24 protein-coding genes are annotated in these 21517 nt (G+C 68.1%); 8 read left to right on the top strand and 16 right to left on the bottom strand.

All coding sequences use genetic code 11. From position 1 onward, the window contains the following. Window positions 1–65 precede the first annotated feature (65 nt). Window positions 66–902, top strand: coding sequence for an IclR family transcriptional regulator (locus AC3WON_RS01140; protein ID WP_492319204.1), 837 nt, complete (start codon window positions 66–68; stop codon window positions 900–902). Between the two features lie 7 nt (window positions 903–909). Here AC3WON_RS01140 and AC3WON_RS01135 read toward each other — a convergent pair whose 3' ends face one another. From AC3WON_RS01135 to flhC, 3 genes are all read right to left on the bottom strand, one after another. Then, window positions 910–1788: a lipid A biosynthesis lauroyl acyltransferase gene (locus AC3WON_RS01135; RefSeq protein WP_492319205.1), complete on the bottom strand. Its 879-nt coding sequence runs from the start codon at window positions 1786–1788 to the stop codon at window positions 910–912. 517 nt (window positions 1789–2305) lie between these two features. After that, complete coding sequence (locus tag AC3WON_RS01130; RefSeq protein WP_492319206.1) at window positions 2306–2683, bottom strand: hypothetical protein; 378 nt, start codon at window positions 2681–2683, stop codon at window positions 2306–2308. A gap of 130 nt (window positions 2684–2813) precedes the next feature. Continuing rightward, window positions 2814–3425: a flagellar transcriptional regulator FlhC gene (gene flhC, locus AC3WON_RS01125; protein ID WP_492319207.1), complete on the bottom strand. Its 612-nt coding sequence runs from the start codon at window positions 3423–3425 to the stop codon at window positions 2814–2816. Between the two features lie 363 nt (window positions 3426–3788). On the opposite strand from flhC, the gene AC3WON_RS01120 reads away from it, so the two are divergent. Next, window positions 3789–3998, top strand: a complete 210-nt coding sequence (locus AC3WON_RS01120; protein ID WP_492319208.1) for a hypothetical protein — start codon at window positions 3789–3791, stop codon at window positions 3996–3998. Between the two features lie 46 nt (window positions 3999–4044). Here the strand turns inward: AC3WON_RS01120 and AC3WON_RS01115 are convergent, their stop codons facing one another. Further along, a complete protein-coding gene (locus AC3WON_RS01115) occupies window positions 4045–4536 on the bottom strand; it encodes a flavodoxin family protein (protein ID WP_492350912.1) in 492 nt (163 codons plus the stop codon). A gap of 117 nt (window positions 4537–4653) precedes the next feature. On the opposite strand from AC3WON_RS01115, the gene AC3WON_RS01110 reads away from it, so the two are divergent. From AC3WON_RS01110 to AC3WON_RS01100, 3 genes are all read left to right on the top strand, one after another. After that, a complete protein-coding gene (locus tag AC3WON_RS01110; protein WP_492350911.1) occupies window positions 4654–5247 on the top strand; it encodes a TetR/AcrR family transcriptional regulator in 594 nt (197 codons plus the stop codon). A 131-nt stretch (window positions 5248–5378) separates the two neighbouring features. Beyond that, entirely contained in the window at window positions 5379–6347 is a 969-nt protein-coding gene (locus AC3WON_RS01105; RefSeq protein ID WP_492350910.1) for a Bug family tripartite tricarboxylate transporter substrate binding protein, read from the top strand. 11 nt (window positions 6348–6358) lie between these two features. Continuing rightward, window positions 6359–7549, top strand: a complete 1191-nt coding sequence (locus tag AC3WON_RS01100) for a M24 family metallopeptidase (protein WP_492350909.1) — start codon at window positions 6359–6361, stop codon at window positions 7547–7549. Between the two features lie 16 nt (window positions 7550–7565). Here the strand turns inward: AC3WON_RS01100 and AC3WON_RS01095 are convergent, their stop codons facing one another. Genes AC3WON_RS01095 through AC3WON_RS01075 form a run of 5 tightly spaced genes read right to left on the bottom strand, consistent with a single transcriptional unit; the run spans window position 7566 to window position 14433 of the window. After that, window positions 7566–8579 carry a Bug family tripartite tricarboxylate transporter substrate binding protein gene (locus AC3WON_RS01095; protein ID WP_492319213.1) on the bottom strand — a complete coding sequence of 338 codons (1014 nt, stop codon included), beginning with the start codon at window positions 8577–8579 and terminating at the stop codon, window positions 7566–7568. Between the two features lie 59 nt (window positions 8580–8638). Beyond that, complete coding sequence (locus AC3WON_RS01090; RefSeq protein ID WP_492350908.1) at window positions 8639–9619, bottom strand: Bug family tripartite tricarboxylate transporter substrate binding protein; 981 nt, start codon at window positions 9617–9619, stop codon at window positions 8639–8641. Continuing rightward, the gene (locus AC3WON_RS01085) at window positions 9616–10932 is read right to left on the bottom strand and encodes a DUF1254 domain-containing protein (RefSeq protein WP_492350907.1); all 1317 of its coding nucleotides are present in this window, start codon (window positions 10930–10932) and stop codon (window positions 9616–9618) included. Before AC3WON_RS01085 ends, AC3WON_RS01090 begins: the two co-directional genes overlap by 4 nt. Before the next feature lie 11 nt (window positions 10933–10943). Next, entirely contained in the window at window positions 10944–12257 is a 1314-nt protein-coding gene (locus tag AC3WON_RS01080) for a DUF1254 domain-containing protein (RefSeq protein WP_492350906.1), read from the bottom strand. Between the two features lie 25 nt (window positions 12258–12282). Further along, entirely contained in the window at window positions 12283–14433 is a 2151-nt protein-coding gene (locus AC3WON_RS01075; RefSeq protein ID WP_492350905.1) for an acetate--CoA ligase family protein, read from the bottom strand. A 140-nt stretch (window positions 14434–14573) separates the two neighbouring features. Here AC3WON_RS01075 and AC3WON_RS01070 point away from each other — a divergent pair, with 140 nt between their 5' ends. Together AC3WON_RS01070 and AC3WON_RS01065 are read left to right on the top strand one after the other, a co-directional pair. Continuing rightward, complete coding sequence (locus AC3WON_RS01070; protein ID WP_492350904.1) at window positions 14574–15311, top strand: GntR family transcriptional regulator; 738 nt, start codon at window positions 14574–14576, stop codon at window positions 15309–15311. A 113-nt stretch (window positions 15312–15424) separates the two neighbouring features. After that, window positions 15425–15790: a DUF2880 domain-containing protein gene (locus AC3WON_RS01065; protein WP_340521852.1), complete on the top strand. Its 366-nt coding sequence runs from the start codon at window positions 15425–15427 to the stop codon at window positions 15788–15790. 13 nt (window positions 15791–15803) lie between these two features. On the opposite strand, the gene AC3WON_RS01060 is transcribed toward AC3WON_RS01065, so the two are convergent. From AC3WON_RS01060 to AC3WON_RS01050, 3 genes are read right to left on the bottom strand one after another with little or no spacing between them, the layout of a single operon-like run. Then, entirely contained in the window at window positions 15804–16220 is a 417-nt protein-coding gene (locus AC3WON_RS01060; protein ID WP_492350903.1) for a GFA family protein, read from the bottom strand. 14 nt (window positions 16221–16234) lie between these two features. Then, window positions 16235–16699 carry an SRPBCC family protein gene (locus AC3WON_RS01055; RefSeq protein ID WP_492319220.1) on the bottom strand — a complete coding sequence of 155 codons (465 nt, stop codon included), beginning with the start codon at window positions 16697–16699 and terminating at the stop codon, window positions 16235–16237. Next, window positions 16696–17016: an ArsR/SmtB family transcription factor gene (locus tag AC3WON_RS01050; RefSeq protein ID WP_492319221.1), complete on the bottom strand. Its 321-nt coding sequence runs from the start codon at window positions 17014–17016 to the stop codon at window positions 16696–16698. Before AC3WON_RS01050 ends, AC3WON_RS01055 begins: the two co-directional genes overlap by 4 nt. 226 nt (window positions 17017–17242) lie before the next feature. On the opposite strand from AC3WON_RS01050, the gene AC3WON_RS01045 reads away from it, so the two are divergent. Next, entirely contained in the window at window positions 17243–17725 is a 483-nt protein-coding gene (locus AC3WON_RS01045) for a DUF1579 domain-containing protein (RefSeq protein ID WP_492350902.1), read from the top strand. On the opposite strand, the gene AC3WON_RS01040 is transcribed toward AC3WON_RS01045, so the two are convergent. From AC3WON_RS01040 to AC3WON_RS01025, 4 genes are all read right to left on the bottom strand, one after another. Then, window positions 17722–19977 carry a VTT domain-containing protein gene (locus AC3WON_RS01040; RefSeq protein WP_492350901.1) on the bottom strand — a complete coding sequence of 752 codons (2256 nt, stop codon included), beginning with the start codon at window positions 19975–19977 and terminating at the stop codon, window positions 17722–17724. The two genes, AC3WON_RS01045 and AC3WON_RS01040, sit on opposite strands and share 4 nt — an antisense overlap. A 206-nt stretch (window positions 19978–20183) precedes the next feature. Then, entirely contained in the window at window positions 20184–20522 is a 339-nt protein-coding gene (locus AC3WON_RS01035) for a hypothetical protein (RefSeq protein ID WP_231881494.1), read from the bottom strand. A gap of 151 nt (window positions 20523–20673) precedes the next feature. Beyond that, window positions 20674–20871 carry a hypothetical protein gene (locus AC3WON_RS01030; RefSeq protein ID WP_010809653.1) on the bottom strand — a complete coding sequence of 66 codons (198 nt, stop codon included), beginning with the start codon at window positions 20869–20871 and terminating at the stop codon, window positions 20674–20676. Window positions 20872–21067: 196 nt separating this feature from the next. Next, window positions 21068–21340: a DUF2188 domain-containing protein gene (locus tag AC3WON_RS01025; RefSeq protein WP_492319224.1), complete on the bottom strand. Its 273-nt coding sequence runs from the start codon at window positions 21338–21340 to the stop codon at window positions 21068–21070. Window positions 21341–21517: the final 177 nt, after the last annotated feature.

Here is a 21517-nt window from a genome sequence, read left to right as displayed (position 1 = left end):
ACACAGTATTCGCGCCGCGCGGCCGTACCGCTATACTCTAATTTCACTAACTGAAATTATTGGCGATGCCGGACGCCGTGCTGCCAGAGCCCTCCACCCGCCGCGTCACGCACCAGACCGGCCGCTTTACCCGCGACACCGCGGGCAGCCAGTCGCTGGAGCGCGGGCTGGTGCTGCTGCGGGCCTTCCGTGTTGGCACCACCAGCCTGACCAATGCCGAGCTGGCGGTGCGCACCGGCCTGCCGCGCCCCACCGTCAGCCGGCTGACGCGCTCGCTGGTGGATGCCGGCTTCCTGCGCTATGACGTGAACGAACGCGCCTACCGGCTGGCGCCGGTGGTGCTGAGCCTGGCCGATGCCTTCCACCAGTCAAGCCGCGCGCCGGACATTGCATTGCCGCTGATGCGCAAGGTAGCCGAGGCCGGCAAGGTCAACGTGGGGCTGGCCGTGGGCGACCAGCTGGAGATGGTGTACCTGGCGTCGATCCGGCACAGCCGCGACAGCGTGTCGCGCACGCGGCGCGTGGTGCCGGGAACCCGCGTGCCGATGGAGATGACGGCGATCGGGCTGTCATGGCTGGCGGCGCAGCCTGAGGGGGTGAGGGAGGACCTGCTGGCCGGCATTGCCGCGCGCCAGGGCGAGGCCTGGATCAACATGCGGGCCCAGGTGCTGCGCGGCATCGCGCAGGCGCAGCGGCACGGTTATTGCACCGCGGCCTACCAGCCCGGGCACCTGCTGGCCGTGGGGGCCGCATTTTCCGGGCCGGACCAGCAGCTGTACGGGCTCAATATCAGCTTCCCGTTCAACGAGAGCGAGCGCAGCCGCGACAATGCCCGCTATGCGGCCCAGCTGGCGCGGCTGGTGGCGGACATCCAGGAGGCCTGGCGCCGCGCCGCCGGATAATCCGGGTTCAGTACACCGACGGCATGCCTGCGGGCCGGTTCTTGAAGCGCCGGTGGATCCAGTAATACTGCTCCGGCATGGTGGCGATCTGGGCTTCGAGAAAGGCGTTCATGCGGCGCGAATCTTCCTCGACGCTGCCCGAGGGGAAGCCCTCCAGCGGATCGAACACGCGCAGCCGGTAGCCGCGGTAGTCGGGCAGCACCTCGGTGGTAAAGGGCACCACACGCGCGCCGGTCATGCTGGCCAGGCGCGAGGCCGAGGTCAGCGTGCAGGCCGGCACGCCAAAGAACGGCACGAACACCGAATCGTTGATGCCGAAATCCATGTCCGACGCCAGCATCACCGGGCAGCCGGCGCGCAGCGTGCGCACCACCTGCTTGCCGCTGCCGCTGCGCGGGATCATCTCGGCGCCAAAGCGCCCGCGCTGCGTGCGCGAGATTTCTTCCAGCATCGGGCTGGACATCCTGGTGTACAGCGAGGCCACCGGGTGGCGCATCGAATAGAACATGCAGCCGGCCTCGATGCCGACGAAATGGAAGCCCATGAAGATGGTCGGATGCTCCGCGCACGAGGCCAGGTCGATGCGGGTGTCCAGTTCCACCAGCTTGCCCAGGCGCTCGGCGCTGCCGAACCACTGCACGCCGCGCTCCAGATAGCTGCGCAGGACGTGGCCGAAGTGGTTGCGTGCCAGCTTGTCGCGCGTGTCTGCATCCATGTCCGGGAAGCACAGGGACAGGTTGGTATGGACAATGCGCCGGCGGCGGCTGGGGATGCGATACAGCAGCTTGCCGATCGCATCGCCCAGGCGTGCGGTGACACCGTATGGCAGGGCGGCGACGAGCTTGAAGACTGCGATGGTGAGCGCAGCCTGGAGCCGGTGTTTCATGAAGATCCTAGGGTCGGCAGCGGCGGCTCGGGCAATGGCCCCGGGCAGGCGGCTGCGCGGCAATAATTCGGCGCCACTGGCTGGTGGCGAACGGGATGCACCCGAACGACGGGAAGAGCGAGGGCCGGCCCCCGGCATATGCCTGGCGCCTGGCGCGGCACGGTGTGCGCGTCGGGGGCTGACAAAGCAAGGCGGGACGCCAGGGCGGCGCCCCCGGCACGGCGCGCGGGCTGAGGGGCGGCGTGGGTGCGCTATGCGTCGCTGCTCAAGCTTTCTCTGAAGGGCGCACTGTAGCACGATGGCCGCTGCCCGGCGATGACGGTTACTACCAGTAGCAAACAGGGGGAGATTATTGCAGCGCCTGGGTGATTCAGCGGAAATGCTCGGGCCGGGGGCAGGGCATTTCCGACTGTACCGGGAGCGATCCGGAGAAAGGAAAATGGCGCTGAATAATACGCGCAGGCGGCATCGCCACGCCTGCCAATAATGACCGGCGGGATTATCGGGCAGGAATTGCTCAGGGTTTTTTCAATTCGCCCAGGTAGTAATTGACCTCGGCCAGCAGGGCGCGGTGGAATTCCGCCGGCAGGACATGGTCGTCGGTCAGCGACATCAACTGGTTGATGCGCTGGCGGAAGCGCTGCTCGGCGCTGGCGCGCGCCGCCGGCGGCAGGCCTGTGGTCAGCGAGCACAGCAGCTCGCGCATCACCAGCAGGCGCGCGCCGTACTGGATCATGGCATCGCCTTGTGTCTTGAGGTTTTGCGCCAGCTGTTCCGGCATCGTCTTGCCCGGCTCGCCAGGCGCAGGCGGAGCGGGAGTTTCGGCGGGGTTGTGGTCATTGTTGTCGGGCGCGGCCGCGCCGGTCTTTTTTCCTAGCATGGTGATCCTGAACATGGGCGAGGCTCCCTGGTACAAGCGGGGCCGGCCTGAAACGCCGGCGGCCTGGATGGCAGAAGCACTCATCATGGAAGCCTGCCGTGCACCGGACTGTGCGGCGGCAGACACTGGGACGCCTTGCGCGGCGTCAGCCGGCCAACGCCGCCGGCGCGGGTTTGCGGCCCTTGCCTGCGCGCGCCGGCGGCAGGCACAGTCCGCAGACGTAGCGGTGGCGCGCATCGTCGGCCTGCACGACATACTCGCCCCGGCAGTCCCTGCAGCGCGCCAGCCGCAGCATGCCGCGCTCATAGAAGCGCACCAGCGTCCAGGCGCGGGTAAAGCTCAGCTGCGAGGCCTCGCCGGTGGCGCACAGCTGTTCGCGGTACATGCGGTAGCTGGACAAGACCGCGCGGATTCCGTCCAGGATGCCGCGGCTGGTCATGAAGCGGTAGGCGCCAAGCAGCATCGAGGCATGGGCATTCGGGCGCCAGGAGACAAACCAGTCCGTGGAGAACGGCAGCATGCCCTTGGGCGGCGACACGCCGCACAGTTCCTTGTACAGCCGGATCAGGCGCACGCGTGGCAGCGACACTTCGGACTCCAGCACCTGCAGGCGGGCGCCCAGGCCGATCATCTCGATCGCCAGGCGGATCTGCTCAACATCCTGCAGCATGCTCTTGCCGCCAAGCGGGGTCCTGGCGCGCGGAACCGGGGCCGGTGAGCCGGCCACAGCCGTGCCGGCGATATCGTGTACATCCATTGGTCTCCTCCTGGAGATATATCGGAAATGGGCGCGGGCAAAGTGCCGGTTGCTGATCCGGCTTGCCCGGGCCTGTCACCGATAATCATGACCCGGCGTGTCACCGTGCGCGGCACGGTTTCTCTCGGGTCCGGGGCTCAGGTTTCTCGTAGTCGAGGAGGATTTTTGGATCGATCGGGGCGTTATAACCATGACATGCATCAACAATCATATTTCCGCGATTATTGTGTGTCAGGTACGGCGCCTGGATTTGACCGTCCTTATCCTGGTGTAGGAGAAGTGCCCGCACGCTATCGGACTGACGCCGATTTCATTGGCAGGCCCATGGACTACGCTGCAAGAAGACCAACGACGGAGCGATCCATGGCTGCGAACTTCCTGATCAGGCAGACGGCGCAAGGCTGGGAACTGGCGGTCGAAAGTGCCCGCAAGGGCCTGGTGCACTGCGAGGATCGCGAAATCGCCGTCAGTATCGGCATGGCTGCGGCCAGGCGGCGTGGCGTCGCGCTGATCGTGCAGGAGGAAGAGGGCGGCAATAACACCCCGAGCGGCATCACACCACTGGCTGCCTGAACGGGCCCGCCCCGCCCGATTGCGCGGTACGGCACCTGGCGTGCCATCAGAACACCCCAAGCCCCAATCCCGCTGCCAACCCCTCACCCAACTCCCCGCAACGCGCCAGGTCCCCGGCTTCGATCTGCTTGGGCGCAAGGATGCGCTCCGGTGTCTGCGCATGCGTACAGACGATCAGCCCCGGCGCCACGGCGTTGAGCCGCCAGCCAGTGGCGATGCGCTCGATCTGGCGCAGCGCATTCTGGCCATCGCTGCCGGCGCAGATCATGGTGGCGTAGGGGCGGCCGTTGATGCGGTCCAGCGCGGCGTAATAGCAGCGGTCGAAGAAGTCCTTCATCATCCCTGCCATGGCGGCCAGGTTCTCCGGCGTGGCGAAGAGATAGCCGTCGGCGGCAAGGACATCGTCCGGGCCGGCCTCGGCAGCGGTCTTGAGCACGACCTTGACGCCGGGCTGCTGGCGGGCCGCGCCAGCGGCGGCCTCGGCCATCTGCCGGGTGCCTCCGGTCATGGTGTGATAGACGATCAGCAGCGTTTTCATGCTTGCGTGTGGGCTGTGTGCCGTACGTTGAAGACTGTATCACGCAGGCCGGCGACGACACTTATCGTAGAATCCGGGGCAGCCATCCTGCGCGCCCGGCGCACGTGCCACCCCTTCATGCCGAAAGCCAAAGCCCCCGCCCTTGACCGCTCCGCCAGCGAGCAGGCCATCCAGTTGCTGGATGCCGCCACCGATCATGTTCTCGCCAATGGCTTGGGCGATCTGTCTTTGCGCAGCGTGGCGGACGCGCTCGGCACGAGCCACCGCATGCTGATCTACTACTTCGGCTCCGGGGATGGCTTCTGGCAGGCACTGTTGCATCGCATCCGCCATGCCGAGCAGGCTGCCCGCGAGCGCATGATGGTGGAAGGCATGGCTCCCGAAGCCGCGATGGAGGCGGCGTGGGAGCGCTATTCCGCCCCAGGCTACCTGCCGATCATGCAGCTGATGTTCGAGATCTACGGCAAGGCCATCCGCGACCGCGAGCGCTTCAGCGGCTTTCTGGAGGACGTCGTCGGCAGCTGGACAACCACGCTGGCGGCACGCCTGCAGCGCGACCTCGGTCTTGGCGCTGCCGAGGCCGGGCTGCGCGCGCGGGTGGAACTTGCCACCATGCGCGGGCTGCTGCTGGACCTGGTCACCACGGGTGACCGCAAGGGCACGACGGCCGCGCTGAAGTACTTCGCCGCCAGGATGGCGGCGCTTCCCTAAACCGGCAAGGAACGGCTTTTTTCCCCGGAAATCCGCGTAAACCCCGATTTTTTCCATTCGTGTACCACATGGTACATTGCATCCCACGCCTTGCGGACGAGGCGAATCGTGGCAAACCAACAGGGTGCAATATGGATCGGCGACAACTACTGGCCTGGGTGGCCGGGACTGCGGTGGCGATGGCGCTGCCAGGGATCGGGCAGGCGCAAACCTTCCCTTCGAAGCCAGTGCGGCTGGTGGTGCCGCAGGCCGGCGGCACCGGCAATGATGTGCTGGCGCGCGCGCTTGCGGAAAAGCTCAGTCGTGCCTGGAACCAGCCGGTGGTGGTGGAGAACAAGCCCGGGGCCAACGGGACGCTGGCGATCAGCTATGTGATCGGGCAGCCCGCCGATGGCTACACGCTGTTCTTCGCCGGCGTTTCCAACCTGAGCTTCAATCCCTTCCTGTATCCGAAGCTGCCCTATAACCCGGGTCGGGACCTGACTGGCGTGGCGATGCTCGCCAACTCGCCCTTTGTCTTTGTCGCGGCGCCGTCGCTCAAGGCCGATACGTTCCAGGATTTCGTGCGGATGGCCAAGGCTCGCCCCGGCGAGATCAGCTTCGCGTCGGGCGGCATCGGCAACTCCACCCACCTGGCGATGGAACTGGTCGCGCAACGCACCGGAGTCCGGCTGCAGCACGTGCCGTTCAATGGCAGCGGCGGCTCGACCAGCCTGATGAACGGGCAGACCCCGGTGATGATGAATGTGCTCGCGGGCGTGCAGCCTTACATCGCCGGCAAGAAGCTGATACCGCTGGCGGTCACCGGCGACAAGCGGCAGCCAGCCTTGCCCGCGGTGCCCACCTTCAAGGAGCTTGGCTATGACGTGCAGGTACCCGGGTGGTACGCGATCGTGGCCCGCGCAGGCACGCCCGCAGGCGTCATCCGCAAGGTCAATGCCGACATCAACCAGATCCTGGACGACCCGCAATTCCAGGGGAAGCTTGCCTTCCAGTTCCTGGATGCAATCAAGGGGCCGCCGACCGAGGTGGAGCGCTACATGAAGCGCGACGCCGATACCTGGGGCCCGATCATCCGCAACCTTGCCATTTCTCTCTGAGGACCGCTGCCATGGCACATCTCACCAAGGTCGTGCACGACTATCGCCTGGCGGCGATGCACAGGCTGATGGACAAGCTGCGCGTCGACGCGCTGGTGTTCGGCACGCCTGACTTCTTCCAGTACGCCACCAATTTCCAGCTCGATGTCTGGCCGTGGGAGCGCCCGGTGTTCGTGGTGGTGCCGCGCAATGGCGACACCTTCGCGGTCATGAACGAGCTGTCGACCAACCATATGCGCTTTGCGACGGAGAAGGGCACGGTCTGGCTTGCCGATGTCACCTACTACGCCGAGCATCCCCGTGTCTCGAACCGCCTGCCGCTGCCGGCGCAGCTGCCGGAAGTGGTTGCTGCGCTGCTGGGTGCCAGGGGGCTCGGCATGTCGCGGATTGCGGTCGACGTCCAGCATCCGATCCTGGCCGGTGCGCAGCGCTACCTGCCTGAACTCACGCTGCGGCCCGCCATGGCGGAGATGCGCAGCCTGCGCTGGGTCAAGCATGCGGAGGAGCTGCAGGTCATGCGCGAGCTAGGTGCGCTGACGGACTGGGTGCAGGATCGCTACCGCGAGAACTTCCGGCCAGGGCGGCTGGTGCAGGAGCTTGACCACGCCATGGCGGCGCTGATGTCGGAGGAGGCGGCGCGGCGCTTTCCGGGGGAGGACTTCGACATCCTCAAATGCTGGACACTGACCGGGCCGGCTTCGGCATCGCCGCATGGCGATGGCGCCGGATGCGGCGCACGGATTTCCGCCGGCGACACCATCGTCAACCTGGTGCTGCCGCGCCTGAACGGGCTTTATGTCGAGAACGAGCGCACCTGGTTTTGCGGCCGGCCCGGCGACGAGCAGGCGCGGCTCTACCAGGTTGCGGCAAAGGCCACCGACGCCGCCGTTGCCGCGGCGGTGGTGGGCAAGCGCGTCTGCGACATGGATGCGGCCGCGCAGGCTGTGATCGAGCAGGCCGGCTGCGGGGACTACGTGTTCCATCGCACCGGCCACGCGGTCGGGCTGATGCTGCACGAATACCCGGAGGACATGGCATTCAATACCCGCCCGCTGCTTGCGGGAGAGGTGTATTCGGCGGAGCCGGGCCTCTATGTCTACGGCCTGGGCGGCTTCCGGCTGGACGATACCGTGGTGGTTGGCGACCAGCCGGAAGTCATCATCAAGACGCCGAAGACGCTGGAATACGCCACCGTGGACTAGGCGCCTGCCGCGTAGCTCAGTCGAGCGTCACCCCCGTATCCGCCGTCAGCTTGAGCACCACCGGCAGGTACGCCTTGTACGCCGCCTCCGCCTGTGCCGGCGTATTGCCGAGCGGTTCCGCGCCCATGTCCACGATGCGCCGCTGCATGTCGGCGCTGGCGACCAGGCTGGCGGTCTCGCGGCCCAGGCGGTCGATGATGTCCTGCGGTGTCTTCGCGGGCGCCATCAGCGTGATCGGGCCGGTCAGCCGGAACGGTTCGTCGGCGTAGCCGGCCTCGGCGAAGGTCGGCACGTCTGGCAGGCCCTGTGCGCGGCGCGTGCCGGTGACCGCGAGGGGTCGCAGCTTGCCGGTGGCGAAGTGTTGCTTGAGCGCGGTCACGGAGCCCACCGTCACGTTGACCTGGCCGGCGAGCAGGTCGGTCACCATCGGCCCTTCGCCGCGGTAGGGCACATGCAGCATGTCAGCCTGGTACTGCCTGGCGAGGTAGGTCTGGATCGTATGCGGCTGCGTGCCCGCGCCCCACGACCCCATGCGCAGCTTGCCCGGCGATGCCTTGGCATAGGCCAGCAGTTCGGCAACGGTCCTGGCCGGCACGCTGCTGTTGACCGCCAGCACGGTGCGCGCGGTGGCGATGTCGGAGATCGGGCGCAGCTCAGTGCGCGGATCGTAGGGCAGCTTCTTGTACAGCGCCAGGTTGGACGTGATCGGGCCGGGAATGGTCATCAGCAGCGTATAGCCGTCAGGCGCCGACTTGGCGACGTAGTCGGTGCCGATGATGCCGCCGGCACCGCCCTTGTTCTCCACCACCACCGTCTTGCCGAGCTGGCGCGACAGGCCATCGCCGATGGCGCGCGCCAGCGTGTCGGTCAGCCCGCCCGGCGGGTAGGCGACGATCAGGTGGATGGGCTTGGCCGGGTAGGCGCCCTGTGCGCCGGCCGGGGCGGGCGCGGCGGCCAGGGCCAGCACGGTGAGCAGGGGCAGGGCGGCTTGCAGCAGCGGGCCGCGCAGCAGGGGGGCAGCGGTCATCATGACGGCGTTGTCTCCTTGGGATGAATGGTCACGTATTGCTCTACGTCGAAGGGAAGGTCTCACTCCAGCCTGATGCCGCGCGCCTTGATCAGCTTGCCCCATTTTCCGATCTCCTGGTCGATGAAGGCGGAAAACGCGCTGCCCGGCTCCGGCTGCGGCTCGAGCCCCAGCCCCAGCAGCTTTTTGCGGATCTCGGCATCGGCCAGCACGGCCGATGCCTCGCGGTTCAGGCGCTCGGAGACGGCGGGCGGCGTGCCGGCCGGCGCGACCAGGCCGAACCAGCCGTAGCCGACCATGCCCGGGTAACCCTGCTCGGCAAAGGTGGGCGCATCCGGATAGACCGGCGAACGCTGCTCCGAGGCCACTGCCAGCACGCGCAGCTTGCCGGCCTTGATAAAGGGCAGCGCCGAGGTGATGGCGGTCAGGGTGGCGTCCGCGCGGCCGGCCAGCAGTTCGGTATAGGCGGTGGCGTCGCCGCGGTAATGGACATTCAGCAGCTTGAACTTGCCGACCTGCCCGAATAGCTCGGCGGTCAGGTGCGGGCCGGAGCCTGCGCCCGGGGAGGCCAGCGTCACGCCATCCGGCTTGTCCCGGGCCATGCGCACGAAGTCGGCAACGGTGCGAGCCGGCGAGCTGGCATTGACGATCAGGAAGACCGGGCCCAGCACGCGCGGCCCCACCGGCACGAAGTCCTTGTGGACGTCGTAGCGCTGGGCGATGCCTGCCGCGGTATTGATGGCGAAGGGCGCGGCGGCCCACAGCAGGGTGTAGCCGTCCGGCGCGGCATGGGCCACCTGCTCGGTGGCCAGCCGCGTGCCGGCGCCAGGCTTGTTCTCCACCACCACCTGCTGGCCCAGCTTGTGGCCAAGTGCCTCGGCAAGGATGCGGGCAGAGATGTCATTGGAGCCGCCGGCGCCATATGGCGACACCAGCTTGACCGGCCGCGACGGATAGGTTTGCGCCTGCGCCGGGCTGGCCAGGCACAGCATCGCCAGGCCGGCCGTCAGCACGGCCCGGGCGAAGATTGAGGTCCGATTCATGATGCTTCCTTCATGCGGCGGATGGGTGGATAGCTGAAGCTGCGTTCCAGGTGCGTGGCGCCGGGCACGTAGAGGCGCAACGCTACATAGAACGGCTCAGCGGGGGCCGGCAGCCAGTTGCCGGCGAGGGCGTTCTCCGTAGGTGGCTGCGCGCCCAGCACGATGCGCAGGCTGCCATCGGGCGCCGGGCGCAGGGCCGGCGAGCGGTCGCCCAGCGAGTAGCGCTGCAGAGAGTTCTCGACCAGCATGCAGTCCGATTTACGGTACATGGTCAGCGACCAGAATGCGCCCACCTGGGGTAGTCCTTGCCGGGGAAACACCAGTTCATACTGGTGCCTGCCGTCCAGCGGCAAGCCGTCGCCATCGCAATCGGCCATCAGGTACATGGCTTCCTCAACGCCCAGCGCACCGATGTAGTTGCGCGCCACTTCGGCGCGCAGGGCGTAGTGGGTGCCGAACGAGGTGCGGATTTCCACCGGCAGGAACCAGCCGCCGCCCAGCGCGGAGGCCCTGGGCGCGGCCAGTTCCGCGTCGACCTGCGTCAGCGCGGTGGCCAGTGCCGCGCGCTGCTCTTCGGTCAGCGGCGCATTGCTGCCGATGCCGGCCCGGGCAAAGCTGCGGACCAGTTCCGCTTCGGCGGCGGGTGGCGCGTTCTCGCGCAGCATGCGGGTGACGACGGCGGCGTAGCGGTCGGGATCGGCCGGCCGCTCGGCGGCTTGCATGCCCGCATCGAATACGGTTGCTGCGCTGGTGCCGTCTGGCCGGCGCAGGCGGATGCCGTCCTGCAAGGCATGTGCACCCGGCAAATCGGCTTCGCCATCGGCCAGGATGCGGCCGATGATCCAGGCCGCGTTGGTGGGGCAGGGCAGCGGCGTTGCGCCGGCTGGCACCTCGCCCCGCCAGGCTGGCCCATGCAGCAGCCAGGTGCCGCCTTGCGTGCCGGTGGTGCGGGTGCCGATATAGCCGAACGGGTTGGTATAGGCGTCGAGCAGGCCTAGCACGTAGTAGCGGCCGTGGCAGTCGGGCACGTCGAGCAGCAGCGGGCCGCCGGACAGGTCGAGCCACGCATTGGTGTAGAGCGTGTCGTTGTTCGGCGTGACGACCTGCCGGTGCTGCGGGCCGAGCAGCGCGCGCACGTGCGTGACGGTGTTGATCCAGCGCTGCGTGGAATCGGGCCCGTCGCCGGCGAAGACCCCGGCGCCATCGCGCCGCGGGCAGGTGGCGGCGCGCATGCGCGCCATCTCGTACAGCGGCAGCGTGTAGCGCACCGCGTCGCACGCCAGCGTGCCGAGCAGGTTGTCGTGGTGTTCCATGGCGCGCTCCATCAGGCAACGCGCCGCAAGGGCGGGATCGCGTAGCCGCCGGCCATGAAGCCATCGGTCGGGTGGTAGAGCCGCAGGATCAGGTAGAACGGGCCGTCCGGTGCCGGCAGCCAGTTGTCCTGCGCCCGCGTGGGGCGCTGGTGCGAGATGGTCAGCGTGAGGCCACCGTCGGCATCGTATTGCAGACCGGGGCTGCGGTCGCCCAGCGCATAGCGCCCGATGGCGTTGTCGGTGAAGAAGCGGTCGGCGCCGTAGAGCGAGACCGACCAGAACGCCTGCGCCGGCGGCAGGTGTCCCGCGGGAAAGTGCAGGGCGTAGGTGTGGCGGCCGTGCAGCGGTTCGCCATCGGCGTCGTAGTCGGCAGCGGCATAGACGGCCTCGTCGGCGCGCAGTGCGCCCAGGCCCTTCATCGCGGTGACCGCGCGCTGCATCCAGTCGTCGCCATAGCGGCCCAGCAGCAGGCTGTAGGTCCAGCTCTTGCGTGCATGGCTGCGGGTGTTGGCTTCGATCAGGGCCATGCCTTCGTGCCAGGCGCGGACCAGGCCCTGTTGCACCGCAGGCCGCAGCGCGCCCACATCGACGGCGTCGCCGGCGCGGATGCCGCATTTGCGCAGCAGCGACAGCAGGCCGGCGGCGGAAGGCTCGGCGGGATACTCGCGCAGGGCGTTGAAGATGTTGGCGAAGAAGTCCAGCGCGGGCTCGCCGCCCTCCTGCCAGTCGCGCACGCAGGCGGGCTGCATCCTGGTGCCGCCGGACAGGCGGAAACCGTTCTCGAAGGCGCTCGCCGCCGGCAGGTCGTCGGCACCGGTCACCAGCACGCGGCCCAGCAGCCAGACCAGTGAGTTGGGGCAGCGCACCACGCGGTCGCCTTCGGCGTGCTGCCCGGGGCCGGCCAGCACGATGTCGGCGCCGGCCGCGGGCACGTTGCGCGGGCCCAGGTTCTCGAAGTTGTTGGTCCAGGCGTCCAGCAACTCCACCACGTAATAGCGGCTGGCATCCGGCAGCGCCGGCACGTGCAGCGTGACCGGGCCGTCGGCCAGGTTGGCCCAGGCGCAGAAGTAGAGCAGGTCATTGGCCGGGGTGACGATGTCGCGGTCCTTGTGCGTCCACTGGTGGGTGCTGGCCGACAGCACGTTGACGGGGGCACGGCCGTAGCCCGTGGCCTGCGCTACTGAGGTCTGCAGCCGGCAGGTGCGCAGGCTTTCAAACAGCGGATAGGTGGCGAGCACCAGCGGCAACGCCGCCGCGGCGGTGAGGGCTTCCTGGGGCGTGTCGATGGGTGCGCCGGCAAGGAAGGGCGCAGCGGGTTGGTTCATGGCGTTGTCTCCGTCGGGTTTTGCTTTACTCGTTGATGCCGTCCCCGGCATGCAGCGTGACCACGGCATCGGCCGCGACCACGCCCTGGGCGGTGACGATCAGCGGATTGATCTCCAGCGTGTCCAGCCGCGGCCCGAGTGCGGCGGCGGCCTGCGACACGCGCACCAGCACTTCGGCCACGGCATCGGCGTCGACTGCGGGATGGCCGCGATGGCCGCACAGCAGCGCTTCGGCACGGCTTGCGCGCAGCATGGTGCAGGCGCGGGCATGGGTCAGCGGGGCCAGGCCGAACGCGGTCTGCCGGAAGATCTCAACTGCCGTGCCGCCGATGCCGGCCAGCGCTACCAGCCCGAAGACCGGGTCACGCCGCACGCCCACCATCAGTTCGCCCCAGCCGCGCACCATGCCGGCGACCAGCGCGCCGTCGAAGCGCGCCGGGCTGCCGTGGTTGGTAGCGGCGGCCTGCACCTGCGCAAACGCCGCACGCACCGCCTGCGCATCGGCCACGTTCAGCACCACGCCGCCTACGTCGCTCTTGTGCAGGATGTCGGGCGAACACAGCTTGACGGCAACCGGGTAGCCGATGCCTTCGGCGATGCGCACGGCCTCGTCGGCATCGCGCGCCAGTCCGTGGGGTGCGGTGGGGATGCCGCAGGCGTTGAGCCACTGCATGGCATCGAACTCGGACAGCGACGTGGTGTCGCGCGGGAGGTCCGGCGCAGCCAGGGCCGCGGCAGCTACGGCGGGCTTCGCTTGTGCTGCCGCTGCCTGCGCGGCGGCGCGGGCCAGCACGGCCACGGCCTGCACCGCGTGGGCGGGTTCGCGGAAGACCAGCGCGCCGCGCGCTTCGAGCCAGCGGCGCTTTTCGTCATCGACCAGCCCGCTGAACAGCAGCGGCGCCGCGGTGCCGCTGCGGTGCAGGGTCTCGACAGCTTCCTGCAGGCCAGGCCAGATGCGCGGCGCACCAACGCCGCCCGCCAGGAAGGCGACGACACTGCCGTAGTCGGGGCTTTGCGCCGCGGCGGCAATCGCGTCCAGCAGCACTTCCGGCTGCGCCACGATCTGCCCGGTGACATCGATGGGATTGGCCGTGCTGGCAAAGGGGATGGCGCTGCGCAGCGCCGTGGCCGCGGCTTCCGGCATGGGCGGCAGGGGCAGGTCCAGCGCCTCGGCCTGGTCGGCCATCATGATGCCGACGCCGCCCGAAACCGTGACCAATGCGACCGGCGTGACGGCGCTTTCCGGCTCTTTCGCCGAGGGCTGCCAGCGCGTCGGCCGGCGCCCGCGCGAGAGCACGTAGCCCAGCCGGAAGAAGTCATCCAGCGTATGGGCGCGGAATACGCCGTACTCGTCGAAGACCGCCTGGTAGACGGCGTCCTCGCCGGCCAGGCTGGCCGTGTGCGATTGCGCGGAGCGGGCCCCGGCCTCGGTGGTGCCGACCTTGGTCACCACCACCGGCTTGCCCGCGGCACGCGCCGCCGCCAGCGCGCGGCGCAGGCGGGTGCCGTCGCGGCAGCCTTCCAGGTAGGCCAGGATCACGCGGGTGGCGTCGTCGTGCGCCAGCCATTCGATCACGTCGGCCACGTGCAGGCCGGCTTCGTTGCCGGTGGTGACCCAGTGGCTCAGCCCCAGCGATGCCTCGCGCGCCAGCCCAAAGGCATAGGCGCCGAAGGCGCCGCTCTGGCTGACCAGCCCGACATCGCCCAGCGGCGGCAGCCCGCTCAGCGGCATCGGCGAGAAGGTGGCAAAGACGCGCTCGCGCAGGTTCATCGCGCCCAGGCAGTTGGGCCCCAGCAGCGTGATGCCGTGCGCTTGCGCCAGGGCCGCCAGCTCCGCCTGCATGGCGATGCCGTCGCCGCCGGTTTCAGCAAAGCCCGAAGTGAAGAACACCGCGGCGCGCGTGTCGTTGCGCGCCAGCTGGCGCATGGCGTTCAGGCTGGCACTGACCGGCAGCGCCACGATGGCGAGGTCGGCCGGTGTGTCCAGCGCATCCAGCGAGGGCACCGCAGCCAGCCCCTGTACTTCACGCGCCGTGGCATGCACGGGAATGATGCGGCCGGCGTAGCCCAGTTCGCTCAGCAGCCGCACCGGCATGCCGCCCACCTTGTCGGGCTGGGTGGAGGCGCCGATCACGGCGATGGTGCGCGGCTGCAACAGGGCGCAGAGGTCTGGCATCGCTTGTCTCCGTATGCCTGCGCCATGACTTCCAAGACGGCGCAGCGAATCTTGTCATTGGTGTGTCCGAGCATGTTGTCATGACATGTTATGATGAGTCAATGTTGTTATGATAAGTAGAAGCCCGCATCGGACATGCCGTGAACACCATCAATCTCGTGACAACAAGCTCCCTGCCTCGCTTCAAGCAGATCGAAGGCGCGCTGCGCCAGCGCATCATCAACAACGAATGGACTCCGGGCATCAAGCTGCCGTCCGAGTCTGAGCTGATGGCTGAATTCGGCGTCAGCCGCATCACCGTGCGCCAGTCGCTGGCATCGCTGCTCGCCGAAGGGCTGATCGAGACGGTGCACGGCAAGGGCAGCTTTGTCAGCCGTCCGGCGGGGCAGGCGGACCTGGGGCCGTTGACTGGCTTTTTCGACTACATGCGCGCGCGCGGGCACGAAGCGCACGGCAAGCTGCTGTCGACGCGGCTGATCGCGGCGCCGGCCATCGCCACCGATGCGCTGCGCCTGCCGCCGGGAACCAGGCTGCTGTGCGTGACCATGCTCAAGTCAGTGGCCGGCGCGCCGGTGGCGGTCGGCATGACGATGGCGCCCGAACCCCTGATGCGCGCGATCCTGGAGCACGATCTGGAAAACCACGATGCCCTGATGATCGTGGAAGCCCGCCTGGGTTATCGCCTCAAGTACCTGCATACGGAGAGCGCAGCAATCCCTGCCAATGCCGAAACCGCGCGCCGGCTCAAGGTGGCGCCGGGCGAGCCGCTGCTGCGCATCCGGTTCACGCCGCACGACATCGACGACAAGCCGCTGGCTTACTCCGAATTCATGTTTCGTGGCGACAAGTTCACCTACAAGGCCTGCGTGCGGCGCTAGCGCCGCCTGGCAGTGGCGCCGGGGGAACTTTTGTGCCGGTGCCGTGGCCTGAACGGCATCGGCGCTGGCGTTAGAATGTGGCGCCCAGTTCTGCCCCAGCCCAGGAGTCCAAGATGCTTTCGCCGCTTTTCCCGCGTTCCCTGTCCACCGCGCTGGTGATGGCGTTGTCGGTCACGTGCGCGTCGGCGGCGCTGGCCGCCGGGCAGGATGAAGCGCCAAAGCCGCGCGGCAAGGACGAGGCCCCGGAGGCCCCGGTCGCCTGCATGAAGGCGGTCAAGGCAGCGCTGCCCAATCCCGCCAGCTTCAAGTGGGTCGGCGGCAAGACCCGCAAGGTGGCCGAAGACGCCTACAGCGTGGTGGCCGACGTCGAATACCTGGCGCAGGACGGCGCCGTGCGCAAGGCCAAGGTCCAGTGCGACGTGCTGCGCGCCCCGGGCAACCAGTTCGTGGTGCCCAAGGTCAGGCTGCCGCAGCACTAGGGCCTGCCTGGCACTAGCCGGCCGGCATCCGCTCGAATGCCTGCAACGAAGAATCGATGGCGTCCCACGCTGGCCCGCGCACGCTGTAGGTGAGTACCTGCGGCATGAAGCGGTCCGGGTCGTCCAGGCTGCCCGCGTGGACCGCGATCAGCTCCGGCATCGCGGCAAAGCGCAGGAAGACCGGCGTGCCGCACGCCGGGCAGAAGGCGTGGACCTTCACGTTGCCGCTGTCGCCCGCGACCTCCCAGTGCGTCGCCTCGCCGGTGATGGTCATCTCGGCGCGCGCGGGAAAAGTCAGGTAGGAGCCATGCCCGGTGCCGCTGCGCCGCTGGCAGTCGCGGCACTGGCAGTGGTTCTGGAAGACGGGCGCGTGCCTGGTTGCGTAGCGAATCGCGCCGCACGCGCATCCGCCGGTGTAGGGCTGGGTCATGAGCAACTCCCGGTTCAGGCCGCCTTCGGCTTGGCGAAGACATCGATGCCTTGCCCGGTTTCCAGCAGGGATTTCAGGCTGGAAAGGACGATCGGCCAGCCCTGCTTGACGCCCTTGGCCATCCCGCTGCCGGCCTCCAGTTCGTCGTGGGTGACGGTCAGCCGGACCATCTCCTCGTATGCCTCGATGTCGAAGCTCACGCGGCTGTAGCTGGCAGGATCGGCGGCCTGCGAGGGGCTCGCCCACGTGATGACCAGGCGCGCCGGCGGCGCGGCCTCGACGACCTTGCCGACCACCTGGACCAGGCGCTGCTCGTTGGCGCGCACGTGCTCCCAGGCCGATCCGGGCTTCCAGTCGGAGACGTTCTCGTGGCCCCAGTAGCGCCGCGCGATCTCCGGCTTCGTGATGGCCTCGAACACCTTTTCCGGCGTCGAGCGGATGTAGGTCACATAAACGAAGCTGGTTTTCTCCTGGGTCATTGCGGATCTCCTTCGAGTTCGTTCTTCAGGTCGTGCAGCAGGCTGAGCCGCTGACGTTCGAATTTCCGCACCCAGCGCTCGTAGACCTCGTGCAGCGGCACCGGGTTGATGAAATGCAGCTTCTCCCGGCCACGCCGGACCGTGCTCACCAGATTGGCCGCCTCGAGGATCCCGATGTGCTGGGTGGCCGATTGCCGCGCCATGTTCAGGTGCTCGCAGAGCTCGCCCAGCGTCTGCCCGTTCCTCTCGTACAGCAGGTCGAGCAGCTTTCTGCGTGTCGGGTCGCCCAGCGCCTTGAAAACCTTGTCAGCGTCCATCCGGTCCGTTGTGTTTGTGCGTGAGGGGAGTATATGCAGGTAAATACCTGCATGTCAATCAGCGCATCGCTCTGCGTGCGGCGCGGTTGTTGGCTTGAAGCGATGCGGTGGCAGGCCAACGCAGCGCAGTAGATCGCAGACAAAAGTGGACGCCGTCCATTTCATTTGCTAGGCTATGTGTACGGCATCCACAAACGTTCGTGGATGCAACCCAAGGAGACCGCGAATGAAGACCGAAGCGCAGAAGGAGCACCGCTGGCTGCAACGGCTGGTGGGCAACTGGATCGCCGAAGGCGAGGCATCGATGGGGCCGGACCAGCCAGTGCAGAAGTGGGAGATCCCCGAGCGCGTGAGCAGCGTCGGCGACGTCTGGGTCCAGTGCGTGACGCAGGGGGACATGCCCGGCTGCGGCCCGTCCACCACGGTCATGACGCTGGGCTACGATCCTGCCCGCAAGCATTTCGTCGGGACCTTCATCGGCTCGATGATGACCCACCTGTGGATCTATGAAGGCGACCTCGATACCGGCGGCCAGCAACTGACGCTGCGTGCCGAGGGGCCGGATTGCTCCGGCAATGGCCGCATGGCCCAGTACCGCGACGTGATCACCTTCACCGACGACGACCACCGCACGCTGACGTCCTACATGCTGGGCGAGAACGGCGAGTGGACCCAGTTCATGAACGCCGGCTATCGCCGCCAGTGCTAGGCCTGGCGGCGCAGTGCCGCCAGCCGTGCCAGCCGGCCGCGCGGGCCGGGCGGATCGTCGTGCGGGTGCGCGGCGCCGCCCCCGGCATGGCGCCGGCGGCGCAGCACCAGCAGCAGCGACGCCGGCACCAGCAGCACCAGCGCCAGCAAGGCGAACGTGAACAGGCCCGGATCGCGCGCCGCGGCGGCGACCCGGTTCACCAGGCAGGCAGCGACCACGATGCCGGGCAGCATGCCCAGCGCGGTGCCGACCAGGCAGTCGCGCAGGCTGATGCGCGATGCGCCGATCACCAGGTTGACCAGCGCGAACGGTGCAATCGGTACCAGCCGCAGCACCACCATTGCCACCACCCCGTGTTTGCCCAGCTGGTGGCTGACCCGGTTCAGCCGCCTGCCGCCAAAGCGGCGCACGGCATTGCGCCCCAGCAAGCGGCCGGCCAGGTAGCCTGCGACGGTGCTCAGCACGGTGCCGCACAGCGCCAGCGCGGCGCCGTAGAGCGGGCCGAATATGACCACGGTCAGCAGGATCAGCAGCGTCACCGGCAGCATTGTCACCGCGCCGGCCAGGTAGACGCCCATCATCGCCAGCGGTGCCAGCGGCATCTCGTCCAGCTGCTCGACCACGCCGAGCAGTGCGCGGAAGTCCGCCCATTCGCGCAGCGGCGTATGGCGCCACGCAAATGCCAGCCCCGCCAGCAGCAGCGCCAGCACCACCATCATCCCGACGCGCCCGAGCACGCGCGGGCGTGCCTCATGGCTGACGAACTCGGCCAGCACCTGGTCGCTGTCGATCGGCTCGATCGGGTCCAGCAGGTTGGCCGCCGGCGAAGCGGCATCGACATCGTCCGGCAACGGCGGCTCGTAGGCTTCCAGCGAGCGCCCGTCCGCGCGCTGCAGGTTGCGGATGGCCGCAAGCACGCTGCGGGTGGCGGCGACCTCGGCCTGGAAGGCTTCGGGTGCCACGTCCAGGTGCTCGCCCAGCAGCCGTGCGCGCATGGCTGCAATGGCCGCCTGCACGCGCGGGTCGCCGCCCGACATCACCACGACATTGCACTCGGTATCCAGCCCCAGCGAGCGGTTGCTGAGGTTGGACGAGCCGATGGTGATGAGGTCGTCGTCGATCACCGTGACCTTGCTATGCACATTCACGCATTCGGGCATCAGGCCCGGAATCGACGGGCAGTACAGGCAGAAGCGTTCGTGCGTGTCGGCTGCGCGCAGGCGGCGGTACAGGCGCGCGCGCAGCACGCCCATGCTGTGCGCTTCCAGCCAGCCGCTCTCGTTGCGTCTCGACACTAGCACGATATCGGGGCCGTCCTCGTGCCCCAGCCGTGCCTCCAGCGCCTTGGCGATCTCGCGCGAGCTGAAGTACTGGTTCTCCATGTAGATGCTGTGCCGGGCCGAGGCGATGGCATCGTGCAGCAGCATGCGGATCTCGCTGACACCGGGCTCGTCCTCGCACATGGGCATGGTGCGGGCGATGGCGACGCGCACGTCGGTCAGCTCCGGCGCCAGCCCTGGCGGCCACGGGTCTGACGAGGTGGCCGCAACCGGGCGCGGCTCGCTGCCGCTGGCGCGCAGCCAGCGCGCCGCGCACAGGGAGCCCAGCGCCGCCGCGGCGGGGCCGTCGAGCGCGCACTGCACGTCATGGAAGGGCGGGTAGGGCTTGCCTTCGGCCATGCGCAGCGGCGCGCCGGGGGCATGGTGGTTGTCGTCCCAGCGGCGCAGCGTCAGGTCCAGCCCGCCGACAAAGGCGAGCTTGTTGTCGATCACCACCACCTTCTGGTGGTGCGAGGCGCCGGGGGGATGGTTGCCGTCAAGCCGGAACGACAGGTGCCGGTGCGCCTGCCAGTGCGCGCTGGCCGACGGCAGCCACTCGCGCTCCATCGCCATCACCATGGCGTAGTCCCAGCTGAGGATATAGATGCGCAGTTCGGGGCGCTGGTCCGCCAGCGCGCACAGGAAGTCGCGCAGGCCCGCTGGCAGGCCGTCCTGTGCGCCCTGTGGCACCAGTTCCATGCGGCTGTCGATATCCCAGCCCAGGATGAAGATGGTGTGCTCGGCGCGCGGCAGCGCTTCGCGCAACGCGCGGAAGTAGGCGTCGGCGTCGACCAGCATGGCAAAGCGCTGGCAGGGCTCGACGCGCCAGCAGTTGCGCCCCGGCTCCGGCGTAAAGGCGGCCGGGGCCTGGCGATCATGCGGAGGGCCAGTGGCGGGAGACGCGGTGGTGCCGGGCGGGTTGCGTTGCCTCATGTCGCACGCTTCGGGGAGGTTCAGCCAGAAACGTCGCGCAAGTTCCGTACCGGTGCGGCAAGTGGGCTGGCCCAGGCGTGCAGGCGGTGCCCCGGGGGACAAGGGCGAGCCGTGGGCGGCTCAGGCGCGTGTGCGCTTTACCTGCCTTTGTAAGAACGGCATGCCGGCGCGGGCGGGTCGGAAGACCCCGGCATGCGGCGAAGACGCTACGACGGATGGCCGCGCCGCAGCGCCGTGGGGCGCGCAATGCCCCAGACATCCAGCAGCGGCTCGAAATGCGGTTTGCTTTCGCGCGGTGCCGGTGCCACGCGGCGCGGCGGCGGCAAGGGCCGGCCGGTCAGCACTAGCGGGGTATCGGCCTCTGCCGGCGATTCAGGCTCGCCGGCGTAGGCCACTACGCCCATCTGGCGGGCGGACTTCAGCGCGCGCGTCAGTTCCGCGGCGTTAAGGCGGCTGGCGGCGGCAAGCTGGTGCCGGGGCATGGGCCCCTTGGCACGCAGGCTGGAAATCAACGCCATCACGCATTCCCGGGTGGTTCGATTCATTTCGCTGCGTCAGGAAAAAGGGTACAGCGGTGGGCTCGCCAATCGAGCCCGCCGCGTACGGTACCCATTCTTTCGCAGGGGTCATATCCTTGCCAACCGGATATGACACTTGTTCACATTTCCTAGCGCAGAGAGAGGAATCGTCCCTAGGTTAATGCCGCGTTTCCGGGTCGCCGGTCGGAAATCTGCGATCCGCGCGGTCGCGCGGGGTCAGCATCGTGCCATGCCGGCGCCACTTGCGTGCGTGCCTGGCATGGATGTCTTCGGCAAGTTCGTGCAGCTCGGCAACCCTGGCGTCGATCGGGTCGGGATAGATGTCCAGCGGGCGGTACCTGAGGAACAGGCGCATGGGGGTCTCGGTTGGTCCTGGATAATGGCGTGCTGCCTTGGTTCCAGTATCGGTGACAGACCCGTAGCTTTCACGAGCGCAGGCGTAACACATTGATTTCACTCAATGTGTTTCCCGCAATGGATTGTTGTGGCCCGCGTTCGCCGCGGGCCCGGGGGATACAGGGGGAACCGGCCGTTGACGGTGGCCGGGGTGGTCAGAAGCCGATGCGGGCGGTGCCGCGTGCGTCCCGGCAATAGATCTTGCGTTCGCGCACCAGGCCATCGCGGCCGTGGATGCACAACGGCAGGCCATCCTCGCGCGCGCGCATCCAGCCGGCCGCGATCGCAGCTTCCTGGGTCGGGAAATGCAGCGCGGTGTCGTCACCACCGTTCTCCAGGCCTTCGATGGTGAGTGCCCATCCGCCGTCGCCGGCGTATTCGGCGTTGTCGGTTGCGGCGGGAAGCACGTGGATGCTGCGTGACGTCATGGTGTTCTCCGGAGGGCGTGGGCTGACTCTTGATTTTTAAGCGACGGCGCCGCCGCGGGTATCCGTCGATGTCCTACAAGCGCACGCGGTGACCGCCGGTCGCGCCGTCGGCTGACATCCCGGTAGGACGAAAGCCGACTTTTTGCGCTGCGGTGCGTTGCTACGATCCAATTGCCG

The sequence above is a fragment of the Cupriavidus sp. FW305-46 genome, assembly GCF_058787075.1.
The sequence above is the reverse complement of the archived record's forward strand: the minus strand, read 5'-3'. Positions and strand labels throughout refer to the sequence as shown.